The organism is Winogradskyella sp. ABM4_392 (genome assembly GCF_056160445.1).
The window spans coordinates 990578-1013339 of record NZ_JBSWXE010000001.1 but is presented as its reverse complement, the minus strand read 5'-3'; the positions used below and the strand labels follow the sequence as shown (position 1 = coordinate 1013339).

At 34.2% G+C, this 22762-nt stretch carries 21 protein-coding genes; 7 read left to right on the top strand and 14 right to left on the bottom strand.

Going from position 1 to position 22762, the window contains the following annotated elements; translation table 11 throughout:
* Window positions 1-3 precede the first annotated feature (3 nt).
* The 11 genes from ACXAFS_RS04405 to mraZ are packed head-to-tail and all read right to left on the bottom strand — an operon-like array spanning window position 4 to window position 12127.
* Entirely contained in the window at window positions 4-726 is a 723-nt protein-coding gene (locus tag ACXAFS_RS04405; protein ID WP_475305548.1) for a cell division protein FtsQ/DivIB, read from the bottom strand.
* Window positions 713-2065: a UDP-N-acetylmuramate--L-alanine ligase gene (murC, locus tag ACXAFS_RS04400; protein WP_475305547.1), complete on the bottom strand. Its 1353-nt coding sequence runs from the start codon at window positions 2063-2065 to the stop codon at window positions 713-715. Before murC ends, ACXAFS_RS04405 begins: the two co-directional genes overlap by 14 nt.
* Window positions 2066-3160, bottom strand: a complete 1095-nt coding sequence (gene murG, locus ACXAFS_RS04395; protein ID WP_475305546.1) for an undecaprenyldiphospho-muramoylpentapeptide beta-N-acetylglucosaminyltransferase — start codon at window positions 3158-3160, stop codon at window positions 2066-2068.
* Complete coding sequence (locus ACXAFS_RS04390; protein ID WP_475305544.1) at window positions 3160-4356, bottom strand: FtsW/RodA/SpoVE family cell cycle protein; 1197 nt, start codon at window positions 4354-4356, stop codon at window positions 3160-3162. Before ACXAFS_RS04390 ends, murG begins: the two co-directional genes overlap by 1 nt.
* A gap of 45 nt (window positions 4357-4401) precedes the next feature.
* Window positions 4402-5733, bottom strand: a complete 1332-nt coding sequence (gene murD / locus ACXAFS_RS04385) for a UDP-N-acetylmuramoyl-L-alanine--D-glutamate ligase (protein ID WP_475305543.1) — start codon at window positions 5731-5733, stop codon at window positions 4402-4404.
* Window positions 5733-6974 (bottom strand): phospho-N-acetylmuramoyl-pentapeptide-transferase, encoded by a 1242-nt coding sequence (gene mraY / locus ACXAFS_RS04380; protein WP_138435036.1) that lies wholly within the window; start codon window positions 6972-6974, stop codon window positions 5733-5735. The genes murD and mraY overlap by 1 nt, the downstream gene beginning before the upstream one ends.
* Window positions 6975-8438 (bottom strand): UDP-N-acetylmuramoyl-L-alanyl-D-glutamate--2,6-diaminopimelate ligase, encoded by a 1464-nt coding sequence (locus tag ACXAFS_RS04375; protein WP_475305542.1) that lies wholly within the window; start codon window positions 8436-8438, stop codon window positions 6975-6977.
* Window positions 8435-10396: a penicillin-binding protein gene (locus ACXAFS_RS04370; protein WP_475305914.1), complete on the bottom strand. Its 1962-nt coding sequence runs from the start codon at window positions 10394-10396 to the stop codon at window positions 8435-8437. The genes ACXAFS_RS04375 and ACXAFS_RS04370 overlap by 4 nt, the downstream gene beginning before the upstream one ends.
* A gap of 57 nt (window positions 10397-10453) precedes the next feature.
* Window positions 10454-10777, bottom strand: coding sequence for an FtsL-like putative cell division protein (locus ACXAFS_RS04365; RefSeq protein ID WP_475305541.1), 324 nt, complete (start codon window positions 10775-10777; stop codon window positions 10454-10456).
* On the bottom strand, window positions 10774-11670 hold the full coding sequence (rsmH, locus tag ACXAFS_RS04360) for a 16S rRNA (cytosine(1402)-N(4))-methyltransferase RsmH (protein WP_475305540.1): 897 nt from the start codon (window positions 11668-11670) through the stop codon (window positions 10774-10776). The genes ACXAFS_RS04365 and rsmH overlap by 4 nt, the downstream gene beginning before the upstream one ends.
* A complete protein-coding gene (gene mraZ, locus ACXAFS_RS04355; RefSeq protein ID WP_475305539.1) occupies window positions 11657-12127 on the bottom strand; it encodes a division/cell wall cluster transcriptional repressor MraZ in 471 nt (156 codons plus the stop codon). Before mraZ ends, rsmH begins: the two co-directional genes overlap by 14 nt.
* A 284-nt stretch (window positions 12128-12411) precedes the next feature.
* Between mraZ and ACXAFS_RS04350 the strand changes: the two genes are divergently transcribed.
* Both ACXAFS_RS04350 and yihA read left to right on the top strand, forming a co-directional pair.
* Window positions 12412-13176 (top strand): alpha/beta fold hydrolase, encoded by a 765-nt coding sequence (locus ACXAFS_RS04350; protein WP_475305538.1) that lies wholly within the window; start codon window positions 12412-12414, stop codon window positions 13174-13176.
* Between the two features lie 94 nt (window positions 13177-13270).
* On the top strand, window positions 13271-13885 hold the full coding sequence (yihA, locus tag ACXAFS_RS04345; protein ID WP_475305536.1) for a ribosome biogenesis GTP-binding protein YihA/YsxC: 615 nt from the start codon (window positions 13271-13273) through the stop codon (window positions 13883-13885).
* Between the two features lie 3 nt (window positions 13886-13888).
* Here yihA and ACXAFS_RS04340 read toward each other — a convergent pair whose 3' ends face one another.
* Window positions 13889-14983: an ABC transporter permease gene (locus ACXAFS_RS04340; RefSeq protein WP_475305535.1), complete on the bottom strand. Its 1095-nt coding sequence runs from the start codon at window positions 14981-14983 to the stop codon at window positions 13889-13891.
* Window positions 14984-14989: 6 nt separating this feature from the next.
* On the bottom strand, window positions 14990-17167 hold the full coding sequence (locus ACXAFS_RS04335; RefSeq protein WP_475305534.1) for a carboxy terminal-processing peptidase: 2178 nt from the start codon (window positions 17165-17167) through the stop codon (window positions 14990-14992).
* Window positions 17168-17336: 169 nt separating this feature from the next.
* Here ACXAFS_RS04335 and surE point away from each other — a divergent pair, with 169 nt between their 5' ends.
* The 5 genes from surE to ACXAFS_RS04310 are packed head-to-tail and all read left to right on the top strand — an operon-like array spanning window position 17337 to window position 22149.
* Window positions 17337-18107, top strand: a complete 771-nt coding sequence (gene surE, locus ACXAFS_RS04330; RefSeq protein WP_475305533.1) for a 5'/3'-nucleotidase SurE — start codon at window positions 17337-17339, stop codon at window positions 18105-18107.
* 42 nt (window positions 18108-18149) lie between these two features.
* Window positions 18150-18434 carry a hypothetical protein gene (locus ACXAFS_RS04325; RefSeq protein WP_475305532.1) on the top strand — a complete coding sequence of 95 codons (285 nt, stop codon included), beginning with the start codon at window positions 18150-18152 and terminating at the stop codon, window positions 18432-18434.
* 2 nt (window positions 18435-18436) lie between these two features.
* Complete coding sequence (gene lpxB / locus ACXAFS_RS04320) at window positions 18437-19552, top strand: lipid-A-disaccharide synthase (RefSeq protein ID WP_475305530.1); 1116 nt, start codon at window positions 18437-18439, stop codon at window positions 19550-19552.
* 6 nt (window positions 19553-19558) lie between these two features.
* Window positions 19559-20071, top strand: a complete 513-nt coding sequence (locus ACXAFS_RS04315) for a C40 family peptidase (RefSeq protein ID WP_475305529.1) — start codon at window positions 19559-19561, stop codon at window positions 20069-20071.
* 50 nt (window positions 20072-20121) lie between these two features.
* Window positions 20122-22149, top strand: a complete 2028-nt coding sequence (locus tag ACXAFS_RS04310) for a ComEC/Rec2 family competence protein (RefSeq protein WP_475305528.1) — start codon at window positions 20122-20124, stop codon at window positions 22147-22149.
* 5 nt (window positions 22150-22154) lie between these two features.
* Here ACXAFS_RS04310 and ACXAFS_RS04305 read toward each other — a convergent pair whose 3' ends face one another.
* Complete coding sequence (locus ACXAFS_RS04305) at window positions 22155-22724, bottom strand: thioredoxin family protein (RefSeq protein WP_475305527.1); 570 nt, start codon at window positions 22722-22724, stop codon at window positions 22155-22157.
* Between the last annotated feature and the right edge of the window lie 38 nt (window positions 22725-22762).

Sequence of the window (22762 nt, the reverse complement as noted above, 5' to 3'; positions counted from 1 at the left end):
AGTCTAAATTTTGGTGCAAATCACTTGTTCGTCAAATTTGAGATTTACAAGCTTATAGTTATCTAAAATCTTATCTTTAAAAGCCTTCTGATAAAAAGCTTTGAAATTATTTATCTTTTTTTGAAGCTGATTTAAGGTTCCTAAATGAACTTTAAAATTGCTTTTTCTAATTCTAAAATCAATGGTTCCATCATCGTTTTGATGAATTTCAATGACATGTTTTTTTAAGAATTCATCCTCGTCTACAGCCTTTGCAAATTGAAACACTGTATTGAGGTTATTTTTCTTAATATTACCAGTAACTAATGGCACTCTAGCTGCAAAATTTGAAGACAAGGGCATATAAGAGCCTTCATCATCTATGTAATACGATGCATTAGTATGCACTCTAGCGATAGGTCTTTTTTGTTCAATTTCTGCTGAAAGCTTACCGTTTACTGACATAAACACCTCTGCTTTCTTTATCATTGGATTAGAATTTAGGGCAGCTTCTAAATCGTTCAAATCTATAATTTCTTTGGGTTGTCCCGTAACTGCGGCTTGATTTTGTATTAACAATTTACTAACAGTTGACTCTGTAATAAACAACTTATTTTCACCCGTAAATTCTATGTTTGGTTCAGACACTTTTCGGTTGTCATTTCTGTAGTTAGAAAACGCAAAAAGGAAGCCAACCAAAATTAGCAATACTATGACTTTTATGTAGTTAAGATTAGCTCGCAACACTAAAGGCTTCTTTTATATGTTTTACTTCTACTCCAATATCTCCAGCACCTATTGTTAAAACAACATTTGCATCAGAAACTTTAATTTCATCTATAATAGCTGACTTAGAAATCAGCTTTTTATTTGGGTTTTCAATTTTACTTAACAACCATTCTGATGTCACTCCTTCAATCGGTAATTCCCTTGCTGGATATATATCCAAGAGCAATATTTCATCGAATTTTGAAAGACTCTGTGCAAAACCATCAACAAAATCTCTGGTACGGCTGTACAAATGCGGCTGAAAAATTGCCAACACCTTTTTATCAGGATACATTTCACGAACCGCTTGGTACACTGCATTTATCTCTTCAGGATGATGGGCATAATCATCAATAAATACAAAATCTTCAGTTTTAATCTGGTATGTAAATCGTCGTTTAACACCCTTGTAAGATGCTAAACCCTTGGCGAGCTGGTTGTAAGGGCAACCGTAGTCAGCAGCCATCGCCAAGGCGATTATTGCATTCGACAAATTATGTCTACCAGGTAGGTTAAATTGAAAATCTTTATGTATTCCATTAGGTGTCTGTACATCAAACACATAACTACCATTTACTATTCTAATATTTTTTGCGCTATAATCAGCGTTGTCATCTACACCGTACGTAATGCCTTTTAATGGCAACCCATTTTTTACAAAAAGTTTACCATGAGGCTTTATACATTCAGAAAATGCTTTAAACGTTTTTGTAAGTTCATTAGCATCACCATAAATATCGAGATGATCTGCATCCATTGAGGTGATGCACGCCAAATCTGGCGATAAGGTTAAAAAAGAACGATCAAATTCATCTGCCTCAACTACCGTAACCTCTGTACCATTAAGGATTAAGTTAGAGTTATAGTTTTCGCTAATTCCACCTAAAAATGCTGTAACTGGTGCATCGCACTCCTTCAATAAATGTCCTAAAATGCTTGTCGTCGTGGTTTTACCGTGTGTTCCCGCAACAGCAAGGCAGGTTGTTTGCTTCGTAATTTCGCCAAGTATTTGAGAGCGTTTATACACCTTAAAACCATTATCCTTAAAGTAGTTTAACTCTGAATGGCTTTTTGGAATTGCTGGTGTAAACACAACCAAAGTCGTTTCTTTACCCAGAAACTCTTGTTTAACCTCTGAAATACTATCATTAAAATGAACCTCAACACCCAACACTTGCAAACTCGCTGTAATATCTGAAGGTGTTTTATCATAGCCAGCAACGTGTTTTCCATTAGCCACAAAATAACGAGCCAATGCACTCATACCGATACCTCCAATACCGATAAAATAGATGTTATTTATAGCTTTTAGATTCATTTATTTTTTTAATAATTTCTCAACCTCATGAACAATATCATTGGTTGCATTCACCAATGCTAAGGCTTCAATATTTTTACTTAGTTCTGACTTTTTTTCTTCATTTGAAATCAATTCAGAAAATTGCTTCTGAAAGTCATTATCTAAATCACTCTCCTTTATTAAAATTGCTGCATTTTTTTCTGCGACAGCAAGCGCATTCTTTGTTTGATGATCTTCTGCCACATTAGGCGATGGTATAAAAATGGTTGGCTTACCAACAATACATAGTTCCGAGACCGAAATCGCACCTGCTCTCGAAATAATAACATCTGCAGCCGCATATGCCATATCCATATTATATAGAAAGGCATGCACCTGAACATGTTTTAAGTCATTATGTTGCTTGTATCTATCATAATACAACTTACCACATTGCCAAATGAGCTGTACATTTTGGGCTTCAAAAAAATCGAGATTCACCTCTATCAACTCATTGATTCTTCTTGCACCAAGACTACCACCTAACACCAACAATGTATGCTTACTATGAATAAGCTTAAAAGTATCTTTACCTTCAATATGCTTACCTTTTACAGCTAACAAGTCTTTTCTTATTGGGTTACCAGTAAGCTTTAATTTTTCTTTTGGAAAGAACTTTTCCAAACCATCATAAGCCACACAGATCGTATCAACTTTTTTGCCTAATAATTTATTAGTAATTCCTGGATACGAATTCTGTTCTTGTATTAAACACGGTACATGTTTGGATGTTGCCATTTGTAGTAGCGGTCCGCTTGCAAATCCACCAGTACCTATTACAACATCAGGCTTAAATATTTTTATGATTTTTCTGGATCTTAACAAGCTTGTCATCAACTTAAAAGGGAACATTAAATTCTTCAGTGTCAATTTTCTTTGAATACCAGAAATCCATAGTCCTTCAATTTTATAACCAGCCTGTGGCACTTTATCCATTTCCATACGATCTGAAGCACCAACAAATAAAAATTCAGCATCTGGATAACGCGATTTTAATTCGTTAGCAATAGCTATGGCAGGATATATATGACCTCCTGTTCCACCACCTGACAATATGAATTTATAGTTACTCATTAAATTGTTTCACTTAAAATATCTAAAGGATTATCACCTTCCAAAACTTCATTTTCTTTTATTTCCTGGCGTTTTGCACTCACACTTAAAATTATTCCTATCGCCATACAAGTCATCCAAATGGACGTACCTCCACTACTTATTAATGGCAATGTTTGCCCTGTAACCGGAAATAATTCAACTGCTACAGCCATATTAATTAATGCCTGAAACACAATTGGCAGACCAACACCTAGTACCAACAACATTCCGAAAGTGGTATCAGCTTTTTGCGACACCACAACAATCCTAAACAACAGCCAAGAATACATTACCAATAAAAATATACCACCAAACAAACCGTACTCTTCAATTATGATTGCGAATATGAAATCTGATGACGATTGTGGTAAAAAGTTTTTCTGAACACTTTTCCCTGGACCTAATGGTTTTATGCCTGTTGCGATTGCAATTTTTGCTTTTTCAATTTGATAATCTTCTTCTGTGTCTTCTCCATTTGCAAAATTTTCAATTCTGCTCATCCATGTATCTACACGATTTGGCATGGCATCTGGAAATGCTTTTGCCACCAAAATAAATAGCACCAAAGCCAACAAACCTGAACCAATTATTACTGCGAGATACTTTATTGGATAACCACCTATGAAGGCCAGCATCATTACCATAGTAAAGATGATTGCTGTTGTAGAAAAATTAGCAGGAAGAATGAGAATTAGAACAAAAAATACTGGTCCCCAAAGTGGTAAAATAGTTTCTTTAAAACTTACACTTTTCTCTCTAATCTTAGAAAGGTATCGAGCCACATAAACCATTAAAACAACTGCCGCAAATGTTGATGTCTGAAACGACATATTTACAATTGGAATTTGTATCCAACGGCTTGTGTTTGTACCTTGACTATTAGTTGAGCCTTGTAGAATTGTAATTAAAAGAAGTACTAAAACTACAGGAATCAACACCATTGAAAGTCCTTTGAAATACCTATACGGAATTTTATGAACCGCATACATTATTGCAAAACCTAAGGAAAGATGCATAAAGTGTTTCACAAAAAAAGAAAAGGTATTACCTGTACCACCAACATATGCCAAATTACTGGCAGCACTATAAACTGGTAAAAATGAAAATATCGCCAATAGTGTTGCTATTGCCCATATTGCTCTATCTCCTTTTATTTGTGAAAAAATATTTTGCACGCTTAACCTTTTATCGTTGCCTCCCTAATTCAACGTTTTAAATTTTTATAAGTTTCTCACAGCATCTTTAAATTGACGTCCACGATCCTCATAGTTTTCAAATAAATCGAAGCTAGCACATGCTGGTGACAACAACACATTATCACCTGCCTCAGCTACTTTGTAAGCAATCTTTACAGCCTCGCTCATGTATTGGGTTTCTACAATAACATCTACCATGTTACCGAAAGCCTCGATTAGTTTTTTGTTATCTACACCAAGACAGATTATTGCTTTTACTTTTTCGTTCACAAACTGAAACAATTCTTTATAATCATTGCCTTTATCAACACCACCAACAATCCAAACTGTTGGTGCATCCATACTTTCTAACGCAAAATATGTCGCATTAACGTTTGTCGCTTTAGAATCGTTGATATACTGCACTTTATTAATTTTAAGCACTTGCTCTAGACGATGTTCCACACCTTGAAAGTTCTCTAAACTCTCTCGTATAGTTTGCTTTCTTATTTTAAGCAAATGTGCTACTGTAGAAGCAGCCATAGCGTTTTTAACGTTGTGCTTACCTTCTAAGGCTATATTTTCTGTTGGCATAATTATTTTGTTGTTATCTATTGTTATTATTATTTTATTGTCTTTATAGTATGCACCTTCTTCGATTTCTCTTATTAGTGAAAAAGGCAACTTTTTAGATTGAATTTGATGGTTTTGCAACCAATCTGTTATAACCTCATCATCTGCATCGTAAATGAAATAATCATCTTCAGTTTGGTTTTCTACAATTCTAAATTTTGAAGCGATATAGTTTTCAAACTTATAATCGTAGCGATCCAAATGATCTGGTGTTATATTGGTTAAGACTGCTATTTTGGGTTCAAAATCATGAATGTCATCTAACTGAAAGCTGCTTACCTCTAACACGTAATTTTCATGATTCTTCTCCAAAATTTGCTTTGCAAAACTGTCTCCGATATTTCCTGCCAACCCAACATCTAACTCTTGTTTTAACAAGTGATGTGTGAGTGTCGCTGTTGTTGTTTTGCCATTACTACCTGTTATCGCAACCAATGTGGCACCCGTATAGTTTGAAGCAAATTCAATCTCGGAAACCACCTTAACACCAGCATCTCTAATCTGTTTCACCAAAGCCACTTTATCTGGTATCCCAGGGCTTTTCATTACGATGTCTGCATTCAGAATTTTAGATTCTGTATGCTTCTCATCTTCAAATTCAATCTCATTATTTAAAAGAACGTCTCTATACTTTTCTTTAATTTTTCCTTTGTCGGACACAAACACGTCATATCCTTTTGCCTTTCCTAAAAGTGCTGTACCTACACCACTTTCTCCACCTCCAAGAATCACGAGTCTTCTCATTACCTGATCTTCAATGTCACTATAGATATTATGGCTAATAGGATTCCTACAATCCAAAATCGTGTGACTATTTTACTTTCGTGATATCCTGATTTCTGATAATGATGGTGCAATGGAGACATCTTAAAAATCCGCCTACCTTCACCATATTTTTTCTTTGTGTATTTGAAATAACTCACCTGCATCATTACCGATAAGTTCTCAGCTAGAAAGATTCCACATAGCACAGGTATTAACCATTCTTTTCTTACCGCAATGGCTATTACAGCTATGATTCCTCCAATAGTTAAACTTCCTGTATCTCCCATAAATACTTGTGCTGGATAGGCATTGTACCATAGGAATCCGACGAGTGCTCCCACAAATGCTGCAATGTATATCGTTATCTCCTCCACCTGAGGGATATACATGATGTTGAGATATTTAGAAAAAATGATATTACCAGACACCCAAGCAAAAATTCCCAAAGTCAATACAACAATTGCAGATGTTCCTGCTGCTAAACCATCAATACCATCGGTTAAATTTGCACCATTGGATACAGCGGTCACAATGATGATGCTCACCAGCACGAAAATGATCCAAGCGTAGCTTTCTAAATCTGGGCTTATCCAAGTGATTAAATCAGAATAATCAAACTCATTATTTTTCACAAAGGGAATCGTTGTTTTTGTTGACTTTTCAGCCACATCAAACAATTGCGCTTCTGGTATATTAGGATTTTCAGCCAACAATTCTTGTTGTTGTTGAAGCGGTAGTTCTTCTTTTATGGTTACATCATCATGAAAATACAAAGTCAAACCAACGATAAGCCCTAAGCCAACTTGACCTAAAACTTTAAACTTTCCTTTTAGACCTTCTTTATCATTTTTGAATTTTTTGATGTAATCATCAATAAACCCAATAGTTCCCATCCATAATGTCGTAATGATGAGTAGAATGATATAGATGTTTTCAAGTTTAGCTATTAATAATACAGGAAGTAACGTCGCTAGGATAATTATAAGTCCGCCCATAGTTGGTGTACCTGCTTTTTCTACCTGACCTTCTAAGCCTAAATCGCGTATAGTTTCACCAACTTGCTTTTTACGTAAAAATTCTATTATACGTTTACCATAAATAGTAGAAATTAACAATGACAAAATAACTGCCATTGCCGCTCTAAAGGTTAAGAACCCAAACAGTGATGCTCCAGGAAATTGGAATTGTTTTTCTAAATATTCGAATAAATAATATAGCATCTACTTCTGTAATTGTTTTAAAAATTCTTGTACTGTTTTATAGTCATCAAAATCAAAGCGCTCACCTTTTATTTCCTGATAGGTCTCGTGTCCTTTACCAGCAATTAGGATGATATCTTTAGCTTCAGCCATTTGACATGCTGTCTTAATCGCTTGTCTCCTATCTGTAATTGATAATGTCTTTTTGAAATTTTGAGGCTCAACTCCTTTTTCCATATCCTCAATAATCGTCTCAGGAACTTCACTACGTGGATTATCACTAGTAAAAATCACTTTTGTACTTAATGCCGAAGCAATATGCGCCATCTTTGGTCGCTTGGTTTTATCTCGATCTCCTCCACAACCAACAACTGTAATTAGTTCTTCATTTTTTGTGCGAATACTATTTATGGTTTCGAGTACATTTTTTAGAGCATCTGGTGTGTGCGCATAATCAACAATAGCAGTAATTTTTTCATCTGAAATGAAATACTGAAAACGACCAGACACATTATCTAATTCGCTTATCAATCTTAAGATTTCATCTTTTTCTAAACCTAATAATTCAGCAGCTCCATAGATCGCCAAAATGTTGTGTGCATTAAAACTTCCAATAAGTTTTGTCCACAGCTCGCTATCATTCACCTTAAGCAATAAGCCGCTAAATTCGTTTTCTAAAATCTGTGCTCTGTAATCTGAATAATTCTTTAAAGCGTAAGTATATTTCTTAGCTTCAGTATTTTGAAGCATTACCAATCCATTTTTATCATCCATATTGGATAAGGCAAATGCATCTTTTGGCAAGTGATCGAAAAATGCCTTTTTTACATCTCTGTATTCCGCAAAAGACTCGTGGTAATCTAAATGATCGTGAGAAAGATTGGTAAAAATGCCTCCTACAAACTTTAAACCTTCCGTTCTACTTTGATGAATACCATGAGAACTTGCTTCCATAAAACAGAACTCCACACCTTCTTCATTCATAAGTTTTAAATACTTATTGATAGTTAAAGAATCTGGTGTTGTATGCGTAGCTTTATATTCGGTATTATCTACCATAATTTTTACTGTAGACAACAACCCTACTTTATAACCTGCTTTTTTAAACAACTGATACAATAAACTCGTTACCGTTGTTTTACCATTGGTGCCTGTAACACCAACAAGTTTTAAATTCTCAGAAGGATGTTCAAAATAATTCGCAGCCATAAAAGCCAATGCTTGATTGGAATTAGCGACTTCTATATAAGTAACTCCATCTTGAAGAGTTTCTGGCAACACTTCACAAACTACAGATGTTGCGCCATCAGCAATTGCCTTTTCTATATACTTATGACCATCAGTTAGGGTACCTCTAATTGCCACAAACACGTCGTTAGCCTCTATTTTACGAGAATCGAATTCTAATTTATTGACAGCAATACCTGTACTGCCTGCAACAGCATTTATAGTAACCTTATACAATATGTCTTTTAATACCTTCATGATGCTTCAAGGACTATTGTTTGATTAGGCTTTAATTTTTGATGTCTTTCAACAGATTGTGATTTTATAGTACCACTACCATTTAATTTTACCTTAACATCAACCTGAAGATTTTCCAATAAGGCAATGGCATCCATCGCTGGCATACCTACGACACTTGGCATAAGTTCTTTGTAGTTGCGAGCGTTTTCGAAGTAATTTTCATAATCTTGATCTACAAGATTGTTTTTAAAGTCTAAAGTTTTTACTTCGTCAATTAATGGTGTATCTGTATATATTTTTTGAGCGATACGCTTAAAAACAGGACCAGAAACATCTGCACCATAATAACCTATTTTAGTACTTGGCTTATGAATTACTACAATGCATGAATACTTAGGATTTTCAGCTGGAAAATAACCCGCAAACGATGAGACGTATTTTTTATCTTTTTTCCACTCTTCAAAGTTGGCATAATCAGTCCAAGCAGTTCCTGTCTTTCCTGCCATAGAGAATGTCTTAGAATACATACTTTTACCTGTACCTCGAACAACAACGTTCTTAAGAATATCTTGAATTTCATTCAAGGTTTTATCTGAACAAAGCTTCTCAACTAAAACCTCTTTTTGAAAGATTTCAATGGCCTTATCAAAAGATTTTACGGAACGTATAAATCTTGGCTTAATTAGCTCACCATCATTGGCTATCGCATTATAAAATGCCAAGGTTTGTAAAGGAGTCATTTTCATATTGTACCCATAAGCCATGGATGGCAAGGCATTTCTACTCCAATTTGCAGCACCTGGTCTTGGAATATCTGGCTTGCCCTCACCAATTATAGACACTCCAAGCGGCTGGTCTAGCTTCCACTCACTTAAGCGATCTAGGAATTTTTCAGGCTTTTTTGAATAATGATCATCAACAATAGTCGCTAATCCAATATTTGAAGACACCTCCAAGGCTTTTGCAGCTGAAATTTTACCATAACCACCACGATGCGAATCACTAATAGTCCTTCCGTAAAAATATTTTGTCCCATTTTTAGTATCAACTATTGTAGAAGTGTCTATTACCTTATCCTCTAGGGCAGCAATCATTGCCATAGTCTTAAAAGTAGAACCTGGTTCATGGCTCTCCCCCACAGCATAATTGAGTTTTTCGTAATATGTTCCTTTAGAAGTTCTTGCCAAATTGGAAATTGCTCTAATCTCTCCTGTTTTAACCTCCATCACTACTACGCAACCATGCTCTGCTTCATACTTTTCCAATTGCCCCAAAAGTGAATGATGTGCTATATCTTGAATATTTACATCTATGGTTGTATAAACATCGTAACCGTCTTGCGGCTCAACTTGATCAAAATCAGCAATTGGCTTCCACTGCCCATTCCCTATTTTCTGTTTTAAACGTTTCCCTTTAACACCTCGTAAATATTTTTCACCAAAAGCACCATCAATCCCAACTCTGGTTGCATACTGATTCTCATCAATACGCTCATAACCTATAGATCTTGCCGCTATCTCACCCATTGGGTGCTCGCGTCTTGTAGTCTGCTCTACTATTAAGCCACCACCAATAGCACCTTTATTTAATAATGGAAAATTTCTTAGCCGTATATAATCTGAATAACTGATATTGCGAGCTAACAAAAAATATCTATTCTTATTCCTACGTGCCTTACGTATAATGTCTTTATAGTAACTTGCTGATTTACCTTTGTAAGCTGAAAGCGAATCTGCCAAAGCACCAATATGCTCATCAAAAACGGCTTGCTGAGCTTGCACTGCATCAAGCCTTATATCGTATTTAGGTATAGACGTAGCCAACAAACTTCCATCAGCAGAATACACATTACCTCTATTAGGCTCAATATCAAAATCTTTTACTGTTCGTTTTTCTGCCAATTGACGGTACTCTTCACCCTGAATAAACTGAATGCTAACCAACTTAAATACCACAGCTAGCGCAAACACAAACATGCTACCTGCCACAAAATACAATCTGTTTAATATGTTAGTTTCTGTTGTTGCCAAAGCTTAATTTTCGACAGATGATTTTACTTTAATTTTTATTGGTGGAATTTCAGAAATATGAATTCCTTTTTCAGCCACCTTTGTTATTATGGTCGATTCCATTTTTAATCGCATTAACTTTGAACGACCATCAACAAATGCAGATCTTAATTCTTTTACTTCATTATTTAACTTCGCAATCTCATGTACTTTTTTATCAGCACTATGAGAACTGGCAATCATAATGATGGCTAGGAACGAAATAAAAATGATGATGCGCCAATTTTTAAACGAATCATCACTGATTAGAAACTTACCTCTTAATATGCTGTAGATACTTTTCTTCATATTTTTTCAGCAATTCGAAGTTTTGCACTTCGTGCTCTATTGTTCATTTTTATTTCCGATTCTGTTGGCACAATTAAGCCACCTACTTTTTTTAATGGCACTTCAAAATTGCCAAATACATCACGCTCTGGCTCACCTTCAAACATTCCATTTCTTATAAAGCGTTTCACCAATCGGTCTTCTAATGAGTGATAAGAAATGAAACTTAGTCTTCCTCCTTTTTTTAAAACCTCTGGCATTTGCAAAAGCAACTCCTTTAAAACTTCAATCTCTTGATTGACCTCTATTCTTATAGCTTGGTAAATTTGGGCTAAAATCTTATTCTCCTTTCTATGATTCAGAAACTTCTTCAACACCAACTTTAATTGCTCACTCGTTTCAATTGGAGCATCCTTGCGTTCCGAAACTATCACTCTTGCCATTGCAGGTGCTTGCCTTAACTCACCATATTGCAACAAAACATCTCTTAGCTGCTCTTCCTCATATTCGTTGATGACCTCATAGGCAGACAACTTATTATCCTGATTCATTCGCATATCCAGCTTTGCCTCAAATCGTGTTGAAAACCCTCGTTCGGCAACATCAAATTGATGCGATGACACTCCAAAATCCGCCAACACACCATCAACTTCCTTCACACCATAAAACCTCAAAAATCGCTTGATATACCTAAAATTTTCATTGATAAGAACAAAACGATCATCATCAATTTCATTAGCTAAAGCATCTTTATCCTGATCGAATGCATACAGCTTTCCATCATCACCAAGTCTAGACAAGATTTCTCGACTATGTCCACCACCACCAAATGTGACATCCACATAAACACCATCTGGTTTTATATTCAAGCCATCAACCGTTTCTTTAAGTAAAACTGCATTATGATATTCCATTGTCATCATCATCTTGTCCCATTACCTCTTCTGCTAAATCCGCAAAATCAGACGCAGCATCATTAATAGCCTGTTCATACTTATCCTTATCCCATATTTCAATGATATTAACAGCAGAAGCCAATACAACTTCTTTTGTAATTCCAGAGAAACCAACTAAGTCTTTTGGAATTAATAAGCGACCTGCACTATCAACCTCCACAACCTTAACACCTGCAGTAAAACGTCTTATGAAGTCGTTATTCTTTTTCTTGAATCGATTAAGCTTATTAACCTTTGCCATCAAGGCATTCCACTCAGACATAGGATACAACTCCAAGCAAGGCTGAAATACAGCACGCTTAAGCACAAAACCATCTTGCAAAGCAGCAGACATTTGCTTTTTTAGAGCAGCAGGAACCATTAGCCTCCCTTTTGCATCTGCTTTACACTCGTATGTTCCAATAAATGAATTCAATACCCTTGATTTTCCACTTTAACGATTAAGAATCAAATATATTGAAAATTTTACCACATTTTACCACATACTCCCACTTTTGTTGATAAGTTTTAAATTTTCGGATTGAGAAAAACCAAAAAACACAATAAAATAAACCTCTAAAGCTTCAATTTTGAAGTGGTAATTATTAACAACACTCATTCGTAAAAAATCACTTCAAAAGCATTCAATAGCAATAATTGTATTTGTTTTAAAAAGGATTTAGTTATATTTGTTTTTAACACTAAGCACTGATATTATAGATGGTACACCTTTTAAAAAAAGAAAAGGATTATAGATATATTGAAGTAGGAGAAGGCACACCAATTATAGTGCTTCACGGTTTAATGGGAGGTTTAAGTAATTTTGATGCTGTAACTGGTTTTTTCAGTAAGAATGGATATAAAATTATTATTCCAGAACTTCCAATCTACACAATGTCGCTCTTAAAAACCAACGTTAAAAGCTTCGCAAACTATTTGAAGGATTTTATAGAGTTTAAAGGCCTAGATAATGTTATCCTTTTAGGAAATTCTTTAGGTGGACACATAGGACTATATCACACTAAATTATATCCCAAAAAAGTAAAAGCTCTAGTAATTACCGGAAGCTCTGGTTTGTATGAAAGTGCAATGGGAAGTGGTTATACAAAGCGTAGTGACTATGAGGTTATAAAGAAAAAAGCTCAAGATGTTTTTTACGATCCTGCTGTTGCTACAAAGGAAATTGTGGATGAAGTTTACGAAACTGTAAATGATAGAAATAAACTTGTAAAAACGTTAGCTATTGCTAAAAGCGCCATAAGACACAACATGGCAAAAGACTTGCCTAAAATGAATACGCCAACCTGTATTATTTGGGGTAAGAATGACAATGTGACCCCACCTGAGGTTGCAGAAGAATTTCACGAGCTTTTACCAGATTCTGATTTATTTTGGATTGACAAATGCGGCCATGCTGCAATGATGGAACATCCTGAAGAGTTTAATAAAATTTTGAATTCTTGGCTTGAAAAGCGTGGATTTTGAAGCTCTCGCGAAGTCGCTAAGGCGGAAAGTTTACACACATAAGATATCTAAAAGTTTAATTTAAATAAGATTCCTGCTTTCGCCGGAACTGAAGATGAAGATAAAATCAGCTGAGTTTGTAATGAGTAATTCTGAAGTGGCAAAATGCCCTAAGAATCGTATTCCTGAATATGCTTTTATAGGAAGAAGTAATGTTGGTAAGTCGTCCTTAATTAACATGCTTACTGACAGAAAAAGCTTAGCAAAAACCTCAGGACGACCAGGAAAAACACAATTAATCAATCATTTTATTATTAACGACGAGTGGTATTTGGTTGATTTACCTGGCTATGGTTATGCCAGAGTTTCAAAAACTTCAAAAAAGAAATTTCAGAAATTTATAACCAATTATTTTGAGCAAAGACAACAATTGGTTTCTGCTTTTGTTCTTGTTGATATTAGGCACAAGCCTCAAACTATAGATTTAGAATTTATGCAATACTTAGGTGAAAATGGCATTCCGTTTGGAATTATTTTCACCAAAGCAGATAAGCTAAAACCAAACGCTATAGATAATCATGTTGAAGACTATTGCAAAGAACTTTTAAAAACTTGGGAAGAGTTACCTCCATATTTTATTACATCATCTTCTAAAAAGATAGGTCAGGATGATGTATTAAACTTTATTGATGCTACCAACGAAGAGATTGAAGCTTTAAAAAACGAATAGGGTTTACGTTTTTACATCTAGAGCATCTCTTAGAGCATTACCCACTAACATAAATGCCATCACTAAAAGCATAATACAAATACCTGGTATTAATGCCAAGTAAGGCTTGCCAAGAATTATATAATTGTAATGATCTTTAATCATTGCTCCCCAACTTGCCATTGGTGGTTGTGCGCCAATTCCTAAAAAGCTCAGTCCACTTTCAATGAGTATTGCTGCTGCGAAATTTGCCGCTGAAATTACTATTAAAGGTCCAAATATATTAGGTAAAATATGCTTTGTTATAATTCTGTAATCTGTATACCCTAAGGCTCTTGCTGCTGTAACGTACTGCTTCTCTTTAGCGCTTATAATTTGCCCTCTTACAACTCTTGCTACCTCAACCCACATTGTTAAGCCAACTGCAATAAACACCTGCCAGAAGCCCTTACCTAACGCTAAGGTTATAGCAATTACCAAAAGTAGCGTTGGTATAGACCATGTGACATTTATAATCCACATTACAACTGCATCTATTTTACCACCATAATAGCCTGCCAAACTTCCCATCAGCAAACCAACTACCAAAGAAATAAAGACAGCAATAAAACCAATAAAAAATGAAATACGAGACCCAATTAAAATACGACTTAGGTAGTCTCTTCCATATTTATCTGTACCAAAAACGAAACTCCTATTTTCTATAAAAGATTTGTAATCTGAATTAGGAAAACGCTCTAAATCTATTTGCTTTTCTATGCCTAGGAGACCATCTGAAGCATATTCAACATAACTTAGTTTATTATCTTTTACAGCATAAGATTGAATAGGAATTTCAGTATCCGTATTTTCAGAACCAAAGAACAGTTTAGATAAAAGACCTTGTTCAGATTCAATACTTGAGGGAAGTGTAAGCATCTGCACTTCGAATCCAGGAGGTTTTGAGTGAATAGACAAATGCATCTGATTAGCATTCTTAGAGGCATCTGGTGCAAATATGTAAGCAAAAATCGAAACCAGTCCAATACAAACAATTATCCCTAAACTGAAAACGCCCCAAAAGTTCTTTTTAAACTTTTGGAGCGCTAAACTTGTTAGAGAATTGTTTTGGTTTCCCATTAATATTTAATTCTTTACTTCAGCTACTTTATTTTTTATAGCATAAGTCATTTTTAAATCGTGAAGTACATTTAAAGCTTCTTCAATGTAAACATCTTTAGCTAAGCTTTGATGCCAACGATTACGTTTTTCTTTTAGTACCGAATCTTTATCCATTAATTCAACTTCATATGGTAATGAACTGAATGTTAAATTGGTTTTATATTCAGACAATTTTTCAAATCGTTTAGCCTCTTCTTCATTGAGCTCCATTTCTCTTTTATAGTTCTCATAGTTTAAAGAATAACTTTCACGATCTCTTATTTTCTTTACCCACTTCGCATTAGCATCAATCAACTTTAATTGTTCGTTAGCTGCCATACGCTCCTTACTTTTTTCTATAGTAGTGTCATAATCAAAATAATTGCCCCAAACATCATAATCAACAGCGTCAATCTTATCCCAAGGTAATGGATTTTCCTGATCTTTTTCGCCTATATCAATGTAGCTATATCTGTCTGGTACTACCACATCACTTTTAACGCCTTCTAACTGAGTAGAACCTCCATTTACTCTATAAAACTTCTGAGTTGTAAACTTTAAGGCACCCAAATCTCCATTAGAATTGTTTCGAACCAATCTATTTAAGTCTAATACATTCTGAACGGTTCCTTTTCCATAAGTTTGCTTACTGCCAATAACTATGGCACGCTTATAATCTTGCATTGCTGCAGCTAAAATCTCTGAAGCCGAAGCCGATAATTCGTTAACTAAAATCACCAAAGGACCATCCCAAACAATAGATTTGTCTCTATCCTTTAAAACCTCTTTTGGCTGGCCAGTCTCTTTAACCTGCACTACAGGTCCTTCTTCTATAAACAAACCAGCTATATCTACAACGGTTTGTAATGATCCACCACCATTGTTTCTTAAATCCAATACTAAACCTTCAATACCTTCTTGCTTCAATCTTATGATCTCTTGCTTTATATCTGAAGCAGCATTACGCTTGTTATAATTTTCAAAATCCACATAAAACTTCGGAAGGTTAATCACACCAAACTTTTTATCATCTTTTATCACTGTAGATGATTTCGCATAGGTTTCTTCCAATTCTACAATATCTCTGGTAATTGAAATATCCTCGATAGTACCATCAACTTTCTTTAAGGTTAAAACCACAGTTGTGCCCTTTGGACCTTTAATCAGCTTGATAGCATCATCTAGACGCATCCCAACAATATTTACAGGCTTTTCTTCATCTGATTGACGTACTTTTAAAATCTGATCACCAACCTCTAGTTCATTAGCTCTCCAAGCAGGACCTCCACTGATAATCTCGTTTACCATTATGGCGTCCATTTTCTTTTGTAGCCTTGCACCAATACCTTCAAAATTACCAGACATGGCAACATCAAAACGGTCTTTATCTTCTGGTGCAAAATAGAAAGTATGTGGATCAAACTCCTCAACTATAGCATTGATATATACCGCAAACCAATCTTTGCGCTGTCTGTCATCAATAAAATCATAAAGCTCATCTAGAGAACGCTTTGTTGCCTCTCTTGCTTCTTTTTCAAGCTCCACTAAAGATTTCTTATTGTTTTTAGAAAGTTTTTCATTTTGAGCAGAAAAAACACTTTCAGGAAGTGTATTGGCATCTAAATCTGTATCTCGCTGTGAAATAGCATCATCGTAATTAGCAATGGTTGAAAACTTAAGTTGTTGTCTCCAACGCTCTTTCATTTCGCGCTTATTTTTTACGTATTCTAAGGTTTCATAATCAGCCGTATAGCTTTCATCTTTAGTAAAGTCGAACGGTTTTTCTAAAATTTCGGCGTAAATAGCTTTAGACTCTTCAATTCTTTTTAACAAACGCTCATGTGTTAAATTGAAAAACGCGACGTCATAGTCTTTAATCTGATCATCTAATTGCGTTTTAAAAGCTTCAAATTCTTTTATATCTGACTCGTAAAAATAACGCTTAAATGGGTCTAATTGATTGAGATAATCTTCAAAAACGTTTTCAGAGAAGCTATCATTTAAGTCCTGTGGATTAAAATGTCCATTATCTAAAACATATGTGATTAACTGAATAAGCAGTTTATCCTTATCTGGATTATCATCAAACTTCTTACTCGTAAAGCTACATGAAGCAAAAGCAATTAAGAATGCTAACAATAAAAACTTATAATTCCCTTTCATCTTTCTAATTTTTCTAATTACAATAAGTAGGTAATGATTATTTTCACTAAAATAGAAGAAAAAACCATGCCATAAAAAATCATGGCACTAATTTTTTGTTAAAGCTACAAATACTTCTACTTCTTATGGTTTTTAGTATTTTTACGCTATCCTAAAGCACAACAACGATATGGCAAAACGTCCTCTAATTTTAGTTACCAATGATGATGGTATTACAGCACCAGGAATACGTACACTAATCAGTGTAATGAACACTATTGGAGATGTTGTGGTTGTTGCACCAGACAGTCCACAAAGTGCTATGGGACATGCTATTACCGTAAACTCGACACTTTACATAGAAAAAGTAAATATTGACGGAAAACAACCAGAATACAGCTGCTCTGGCACACCTGCTGATTGTGTAAAATTAGCTGTTAGAGAAATTTTGGATCGTAAACCAGATATTTGTGTTTCTGGTATTAATCATGGTTCAAACTCCTCTATAAACGTTATTTATTCTGGTACGATGAGTGCCGCTTTAGAAGCTGGTATTGAAGGAATTCCGGCAATTGGTTTTTCGCTTTTAGACTATAATTGGAATGCCAATTTTGAGCATTGTAAATCTTTTGTTGAAACTATTACAAGACAAGTCCTAGAACACGGTTTACCAGATGGTGTAGTACTGAATGTAAACTTACCCAACCTTAACAAAAAAGATATTAAGGGTATAAAAGTTTGCAGGCAAGCGCGTGCCAATTGGGTTGAAGAATTTGACAAACGTGTTAATCCTATGGGTAGAGAATACTATTGGTTAGCTGGAAAATTTGTGAACATGGACAATGGTGAAGACACTGACGAATGGGCTTTAGAGCATGGTTATGTTTCAATTGTTCCTGTTCAGTTTGATTTAACTGCGCACCATACAATTCAATCCTTAAATACCTGGAAATTAAATTAATTTCTGCACCGAATGACGTTAACATCAACTAAAAATACAATCATGAATAAAGACATAATTATTGGATTTTTAGTTGGTATTATTGCTACATTCATAGGACTGCTGATAGCTACATTAATTTTTGGAAATGGAGATGATTGGCTGTTGGTTTTAAAACAAAGTGCGCAACGCGGTATTTTAACCAAAATGATAAGTCTTGGCGCTTTACCTAATCTGGCAATTTTCTTTTTCTTTCTAAGGAAGAAAAAAGACAATAGAGCTCAAGGTGTTCTCATAGCTACAATGCTAGTTTTTATAATAACTATGCTTATTAAATTTTTTAATTAATAATGAAGTATTACATAATTGCAGGCGAAGCCTCTGGCGATTTACACGGATCTAACCTTATGAAAGCTTTATTAAAAGAAGATGATAAAGCTAATATTCGTTTTTGGGGAGGTGATTTAATGCAAGCTGTAGGTGGCGAATTGGTAATGCACTACAAGGAGCGTCAGTTTATGGGTTTTGCAGAAGTGATTATGAACCTTAGAAAAATTTCTGGCCATATTAAATTTTGCAAAAAAGATATTGCTGAGTTTCAACCAGATGTTATCATATTTATAGATAATTCTGGTTTTAACTTAAGAATTGCAAAATGGGCAAAAGAACAAAACTTTAAAACGCACTATTATATTTCTCCTCAGGTTTGGGCCTCGAGAGCGAGTCGTGTTGAAAAAATAAAACGTGATGTAGATGCTATGTACTGCATCCTTCCGTTTGAAGAAGCGTTTTATAAAAAGTATAATTACGATGTTAATTTTGTTGGTCATCCATTAATTGATGCTATCGCAGACCGACCACAAGTTGATGAAACTGAATTTAGAAAAACACATCAACTGAGTAATCAGCCCATTATAGCATTATTGCCAGGCAGTAGAAAACAAGAAATTACCAAAATGCTAGGTGTTATGCTTAGCCTAGTTGATGATTTTAAAGATTATCAATTTGTAATTGCTGGTGCACCAAGTCAGGATTTTGAGTTTTACAAAACCTTTATTAAAAAGAACAATGTTAGTTTTATTTCTAACAAAACCTATGATCTGCTAAGTATTTCTTATGCTGCTTTAGTGACTTCTGGCACTGCGACCTTAGAAACTGCTTTGTATAAAGTTCCACAAGTTGTTTGCTATAAAGCGAATGCCATATCGTATCATATCGCAAAACGCATTATAACTTTAAAATTCATTTCGCTTGTTAACCTTATTATGGATCGCGAAGTGGTCACCGAATTAATACAAGGCGACCTCAACAAAAAGCGTTTAAAACAGGAACTTAATGCTATTTTAAATTCAGATAAAAGAGACCAATTATTTTTAGACTATTTTGAACTTGAGAAGAAACTAGGCGGTAAAGGAGCAAGTGCAAAAGCTGCAAAACTAATTTTTAATTCAATAAGCAGTATATAAAACCTTATGAAAAAAATTATATTACTTATTTGTGTTATTAGCATATTAACAAGTTGTAAAGCCAAAAAATCATATTCTACCTCAAAGAAGCGACAAACACATACAGTAAAAGTAAACCCAAATATTAAACCTACACAAGAAGGAGAAGCTATCGCTAGATATGCTAAAAAATTTAATGGTACACGTTACAAATATGGTGGTACTACAAAGCGTGGTATGGATTGCTCTGGATTGGTCTACACTACATTTAAAGACAATAACATTTCTGTACCAAGAACAACTGGCAGCTTATCCTCTTATGGAGATTGGATAGATCTTAAAGAAGTAAATGTTGGCGACTTAGTATTCTTTGCCACTAAAAAAAATAGTAGAAAAGTCAATCATGTTGGTATTGTAACCAATGTACGTACTGGCAATGTAGAATTCATTCATGCGTCAACAAGCAGAGGTGTTATGATATCGTCCTTAGCAGAAAAGTATTGGTATTTTGCATTTGTACAAGCGAGGCGAGTGCTGTAATATTTTTCTTAACAAACAACTTCATTTTATTATATTAGTAACTCATAATCATGAAGTTACTAAATTTCACCATAATAAAACTTACAGTTTGTCTTATTCTAGGCATTTGTATTGCACATTATTTTAAACCAAATTTTAGCATAGCCATTTACCTTTCCTTAGGTTTAATGGCTATTCTTTTTATTTACTATTTAATACTTAGAGATTCATACAATAAAAAAACGCTATTCGGCTTAATTTCTTATTTATGTATGATCAGTTTGGGCATTAATGCGTATAATTTTCAAAATGACAAGATTCGTCAATCGCACTACAGCAACTTAGATTTCAATAACTCTATTGAATTAACATTCAAAATTAAAGAGCGTTTAAAACCTGATCTGTATAACGATAAGTATATTGTTTCATTGATTTCTACTAATAAGCGTGAAGCTTCTGGACAATTGCTTATAAACATTAGAAAAGATTCTTCATCTAGCCCACTACCTGTTGATGCTATCATCTATATCAAATCAGATTTAAAAGACATCCAGAAACCACTGAATCCACATCAATTTGATTACAGCAAATATTTGGAACTAAGACAAGTTTATAGTCAAATCTATCTTCAACACAATCAATTCTTAGTACTTTCAGACCAACCTAATACTGTTTATGGGTATGCAGATTTATTTAGAACTACTATCAATAAAAAATTGATTGATGCTGGTTTTAAAGATGATGTTTTAAGTATTATTAACGCATTACTTTTAGGTCAAAGACAGACTATTGATAAAAGTATCTATAATAATTATGTGAATTCTGGCACTATTCATATTCTAGCTGTTTCTGGTCTGCATGTTGGTATTTTATTACTCATCTTGAATTTTATTTTTAGACCACTACTACTACTTAAATATGGACATGTTCTTAGACCTGTAATCATTATTACTATACTTTGGTTATTTGCTGTAGTTGCCGGATTATCACCTTCAGTTACCAGAGCTGTAACTATGTTTAGCGTTATAAGTTTTGCCATGCATCTTAAACGGCCAGCAAATATTTATAACACACTAGCCATTTCTGCATTTTTTATTCTACTTGTAAAGCCTACATTTTTATTTGAAGTCGGTTTTCAGATGAGTTATTTAGCGGTTTTAGGCATTGTGAGTATTCAACCTATTTTATATAAACTCTGGCAACCAAAATATTGGATTTTAGATAAACCTTGGCAGATATTTACGGTTACGCTAGCAGCACAAGCTGGTGTTTTGCCGATTAGTCTATTCTATTTTCATCAGTTTCCAGGTTTGTTCTTTATATCCAATCTTGTGGTGATTCCGTTTTTAGGATTAATACTTGGTTTAGGTCTTTTTGTAATTGTTATGGCTTTAGTTGGTTTTCTTCCTAAACCTATTGTTGAAATTTATAGTCTAATTATAGAATTGTTAAATGGATTTATAGCTTGGGTAGCTCAGTTTGAAGACTTTTTATTTAGAGACATTCCCTTTACTTTAATTCAGGTGTTGTGTGCTTATGGCATAATAATAAGTAGTGTTCAGATTTATAAATTAAGAACTTTTAAATGGTTGGCTATATGTCTTGTTAGTATTATTGCTCTGCAAGGCACTTATCTTTTTAATAAGTTTCAAAATAAAGATGAAGCTTTTATTGTCTTTAACAAAAGTCGTTTTTCGGTTATAGGATTTAAACAGAAAGACAGATTTGAGGTTCATCATAATTTGGATGCTTCAAAACTTAAATATGATAATATCATCAAGAATTATAAAGTTGGAGAATTAATTGATAGTATAACTCAATCTAATCTGCAAGATGTTTATCAATTTAAAAACAAGCGATTATTAATTATAGATAGCTTAGGAATTTATAAAAACCTGTCTTTTCAAACAGACCTCATTTTACTTCGTGATTCCCCTAAAATTAATTTAGAAAGAGTTATTGATAGTATTAAACCTGAACAAATTATTGCAGACGCAAGTAATTACAAGTCTTACATAAAACGTTGGAAAACTACATGTAGAAACAAAAAAATCCCTTTCCATTATACAAATGAAAAGGGAGCATTTATCTTGAAATAAAACCACTACTCTTTAAAAGTAGGCTCAAAGTTTTTATAATACTCATTAAACTTCTCTTGAGTATCCATTTCTTTATACTTATCTGTCTTAAATAGTTTTAAGTACAATTCTATTTGACGCGGTTTTAAATACCCAGAAATTGGTGCGATATACTCACCTTCTTCATCAAAAAACACCATTGTTGGATATGCTCTTACATTAAGAGAACGTGCAAACTCGTGGGCACTATTTCGTCTATTAGCTTTTGCTGGATCGTAATTAGGATTTGTGTATGTTTTATCTTTATAGGTTACTGTATCATTACCTTCTCCGTTAAATTTTACAGCGTAATAATGCTCATTTATATAATCTACAACATCTTCGTTGTGGAATGTGTTTTTGTCTAGCATTTTACATGGACCACACCAATTGGTATATACATCCATGATGATTTTTTTTGGCTCTTTTTCCTGAAGCTTAATAGCTTCTTCCAAAGTCATCCAATTAATCTCTTTTTCTGAGGTTTCACTTGCATTTTGAAACGAAACCAACGTTCCAAAAGCGATAAAGGCTATAAGTAGTTTTATTTTTTTCATAATTAATTTGTTGCAAATCTTATACCGAACTTACAAAA

Bases quoted from the DNA above. Each gene is read 5' to 3' on its own strand.
- murD (WP_475305543.1), bottom strand. From the start codon at position 5,733: ATGAGAAGACTCGTGATTCTTGGAGGTGGAGAAAGTGGTGTAGGTACA.
- ACXAFS_RS04325 (WP_475305532.1), top strand. From the start codon at position 18,150: ATGAATAAAGACATAATTATTGGATTTTTAGTTGGTATTATTGCTACA.
- ACXAFS_RS04340 (WP_475305535.1), bottom strand. From the start codon at position 14,983: ATGGGAAACCAAAACAATTCTCTAACAAGTTTAGCGCTCCAAAAGTTT.
- rsmH (WP_475305540.1), bottom strand. From the start codon at position 11,670: ATGGAATATCATAATGCAGTTTTACTTAAAGAAACGGTTGATGGCTTG.
- surE (WP_475305533.1), top strand. From the start codon at position 17,337: ATGGCAAAACGTCCTCTAATTTTAGTTACCAATGATGATGGTATTACA.
- ACXAFS_RS04350 (WP_475305538.1), top strand. From the start codon at position 12,412: ATGGTACACCTTTTAAAAAAAGAAAAGGATTATAGATATATTGAAGTA.
- ACXAFS_RS04375 (WP_475305542.1), bottom strand. From the start codon at position 8,438: ATGAAGGTATTAAAAGACATATTGTATAAGGTTACTATAAATGCTGTT.
- yihA (WP_475305536.1), top strand. From the start codon at position 13,271: ATGAAGATAAAATCAGCTGAGTTTGTAATGAGTAATTCTGAAGTGGCA.
- ACXAFS_RS04305 (WP_475305527.1), bottom strand. From the start codon at position 22,724: ATGAAAAAAATAAAACTACTTATAGCCTTTATCGCTTTTGGAACGTTG.
- murC (WP_475305547.1), bottom strand. From the start codon at position 2,065: ATGAATCTAAAAGCTATAAATAACATCTATTTTATCGGTATTGGAGGT.
- ACXAFS_RS04335 (WP_475305534.1), bottom strand. From the start codon at position 17,167: ATGAAAGGGAATTATAAGTTTTTATTGTTAGCATTCTTAATTGCTTTT.
- ACXAFS_RS04370 (WP_475305914.1), bottom strand. From the start codon at position 10,396: ATGTTTGTGTTTGCGCTAGCTGTGGTATTTAAGTTGGTTAGCATTCAG.
- murG (WP_475305546.1), bottom strand. From the start codon at position 3,160: ATGAGTAACTATAAATTCATATTGTCAGGTGGTGGAACAGGAGGTCAT.
- ACXAFS_RS04310 (WP_475305528.1), top strand. From the start codon at position 20,122: ATGAAGTTACTAAATTTCACCATAATAAAACTTACAGTTTGTCTTATT.
- ACXAFS_RS04315 (WP_475305529.1), top strand. From the start codon at position 19,559: ATGAAAAAAATTATATTACTTATTTGTGTTATTAGCATATTAACAAGT.
- ACXAFS_RS04365 (WP_475305541.1), bottom strand. From the start codon at position 10,777: ATGAAGAAAAGTATCTACAGCATATTAAGAGGTAAGTTTCTAATCAGT.
- lpxB (WP_475305530.1), top strand. From the start codon at position 18,437: ATGAAGTATTACATAATTGCAGGCGAAGCCTCTGGCGATTTACACGGA.
- mraY (WP_138435036.1), bottom strand. From the start codon at position 6,974: ATGCTATATTATTTATTCGAATATTTAGAAAAACAATTCCAATTTCCT.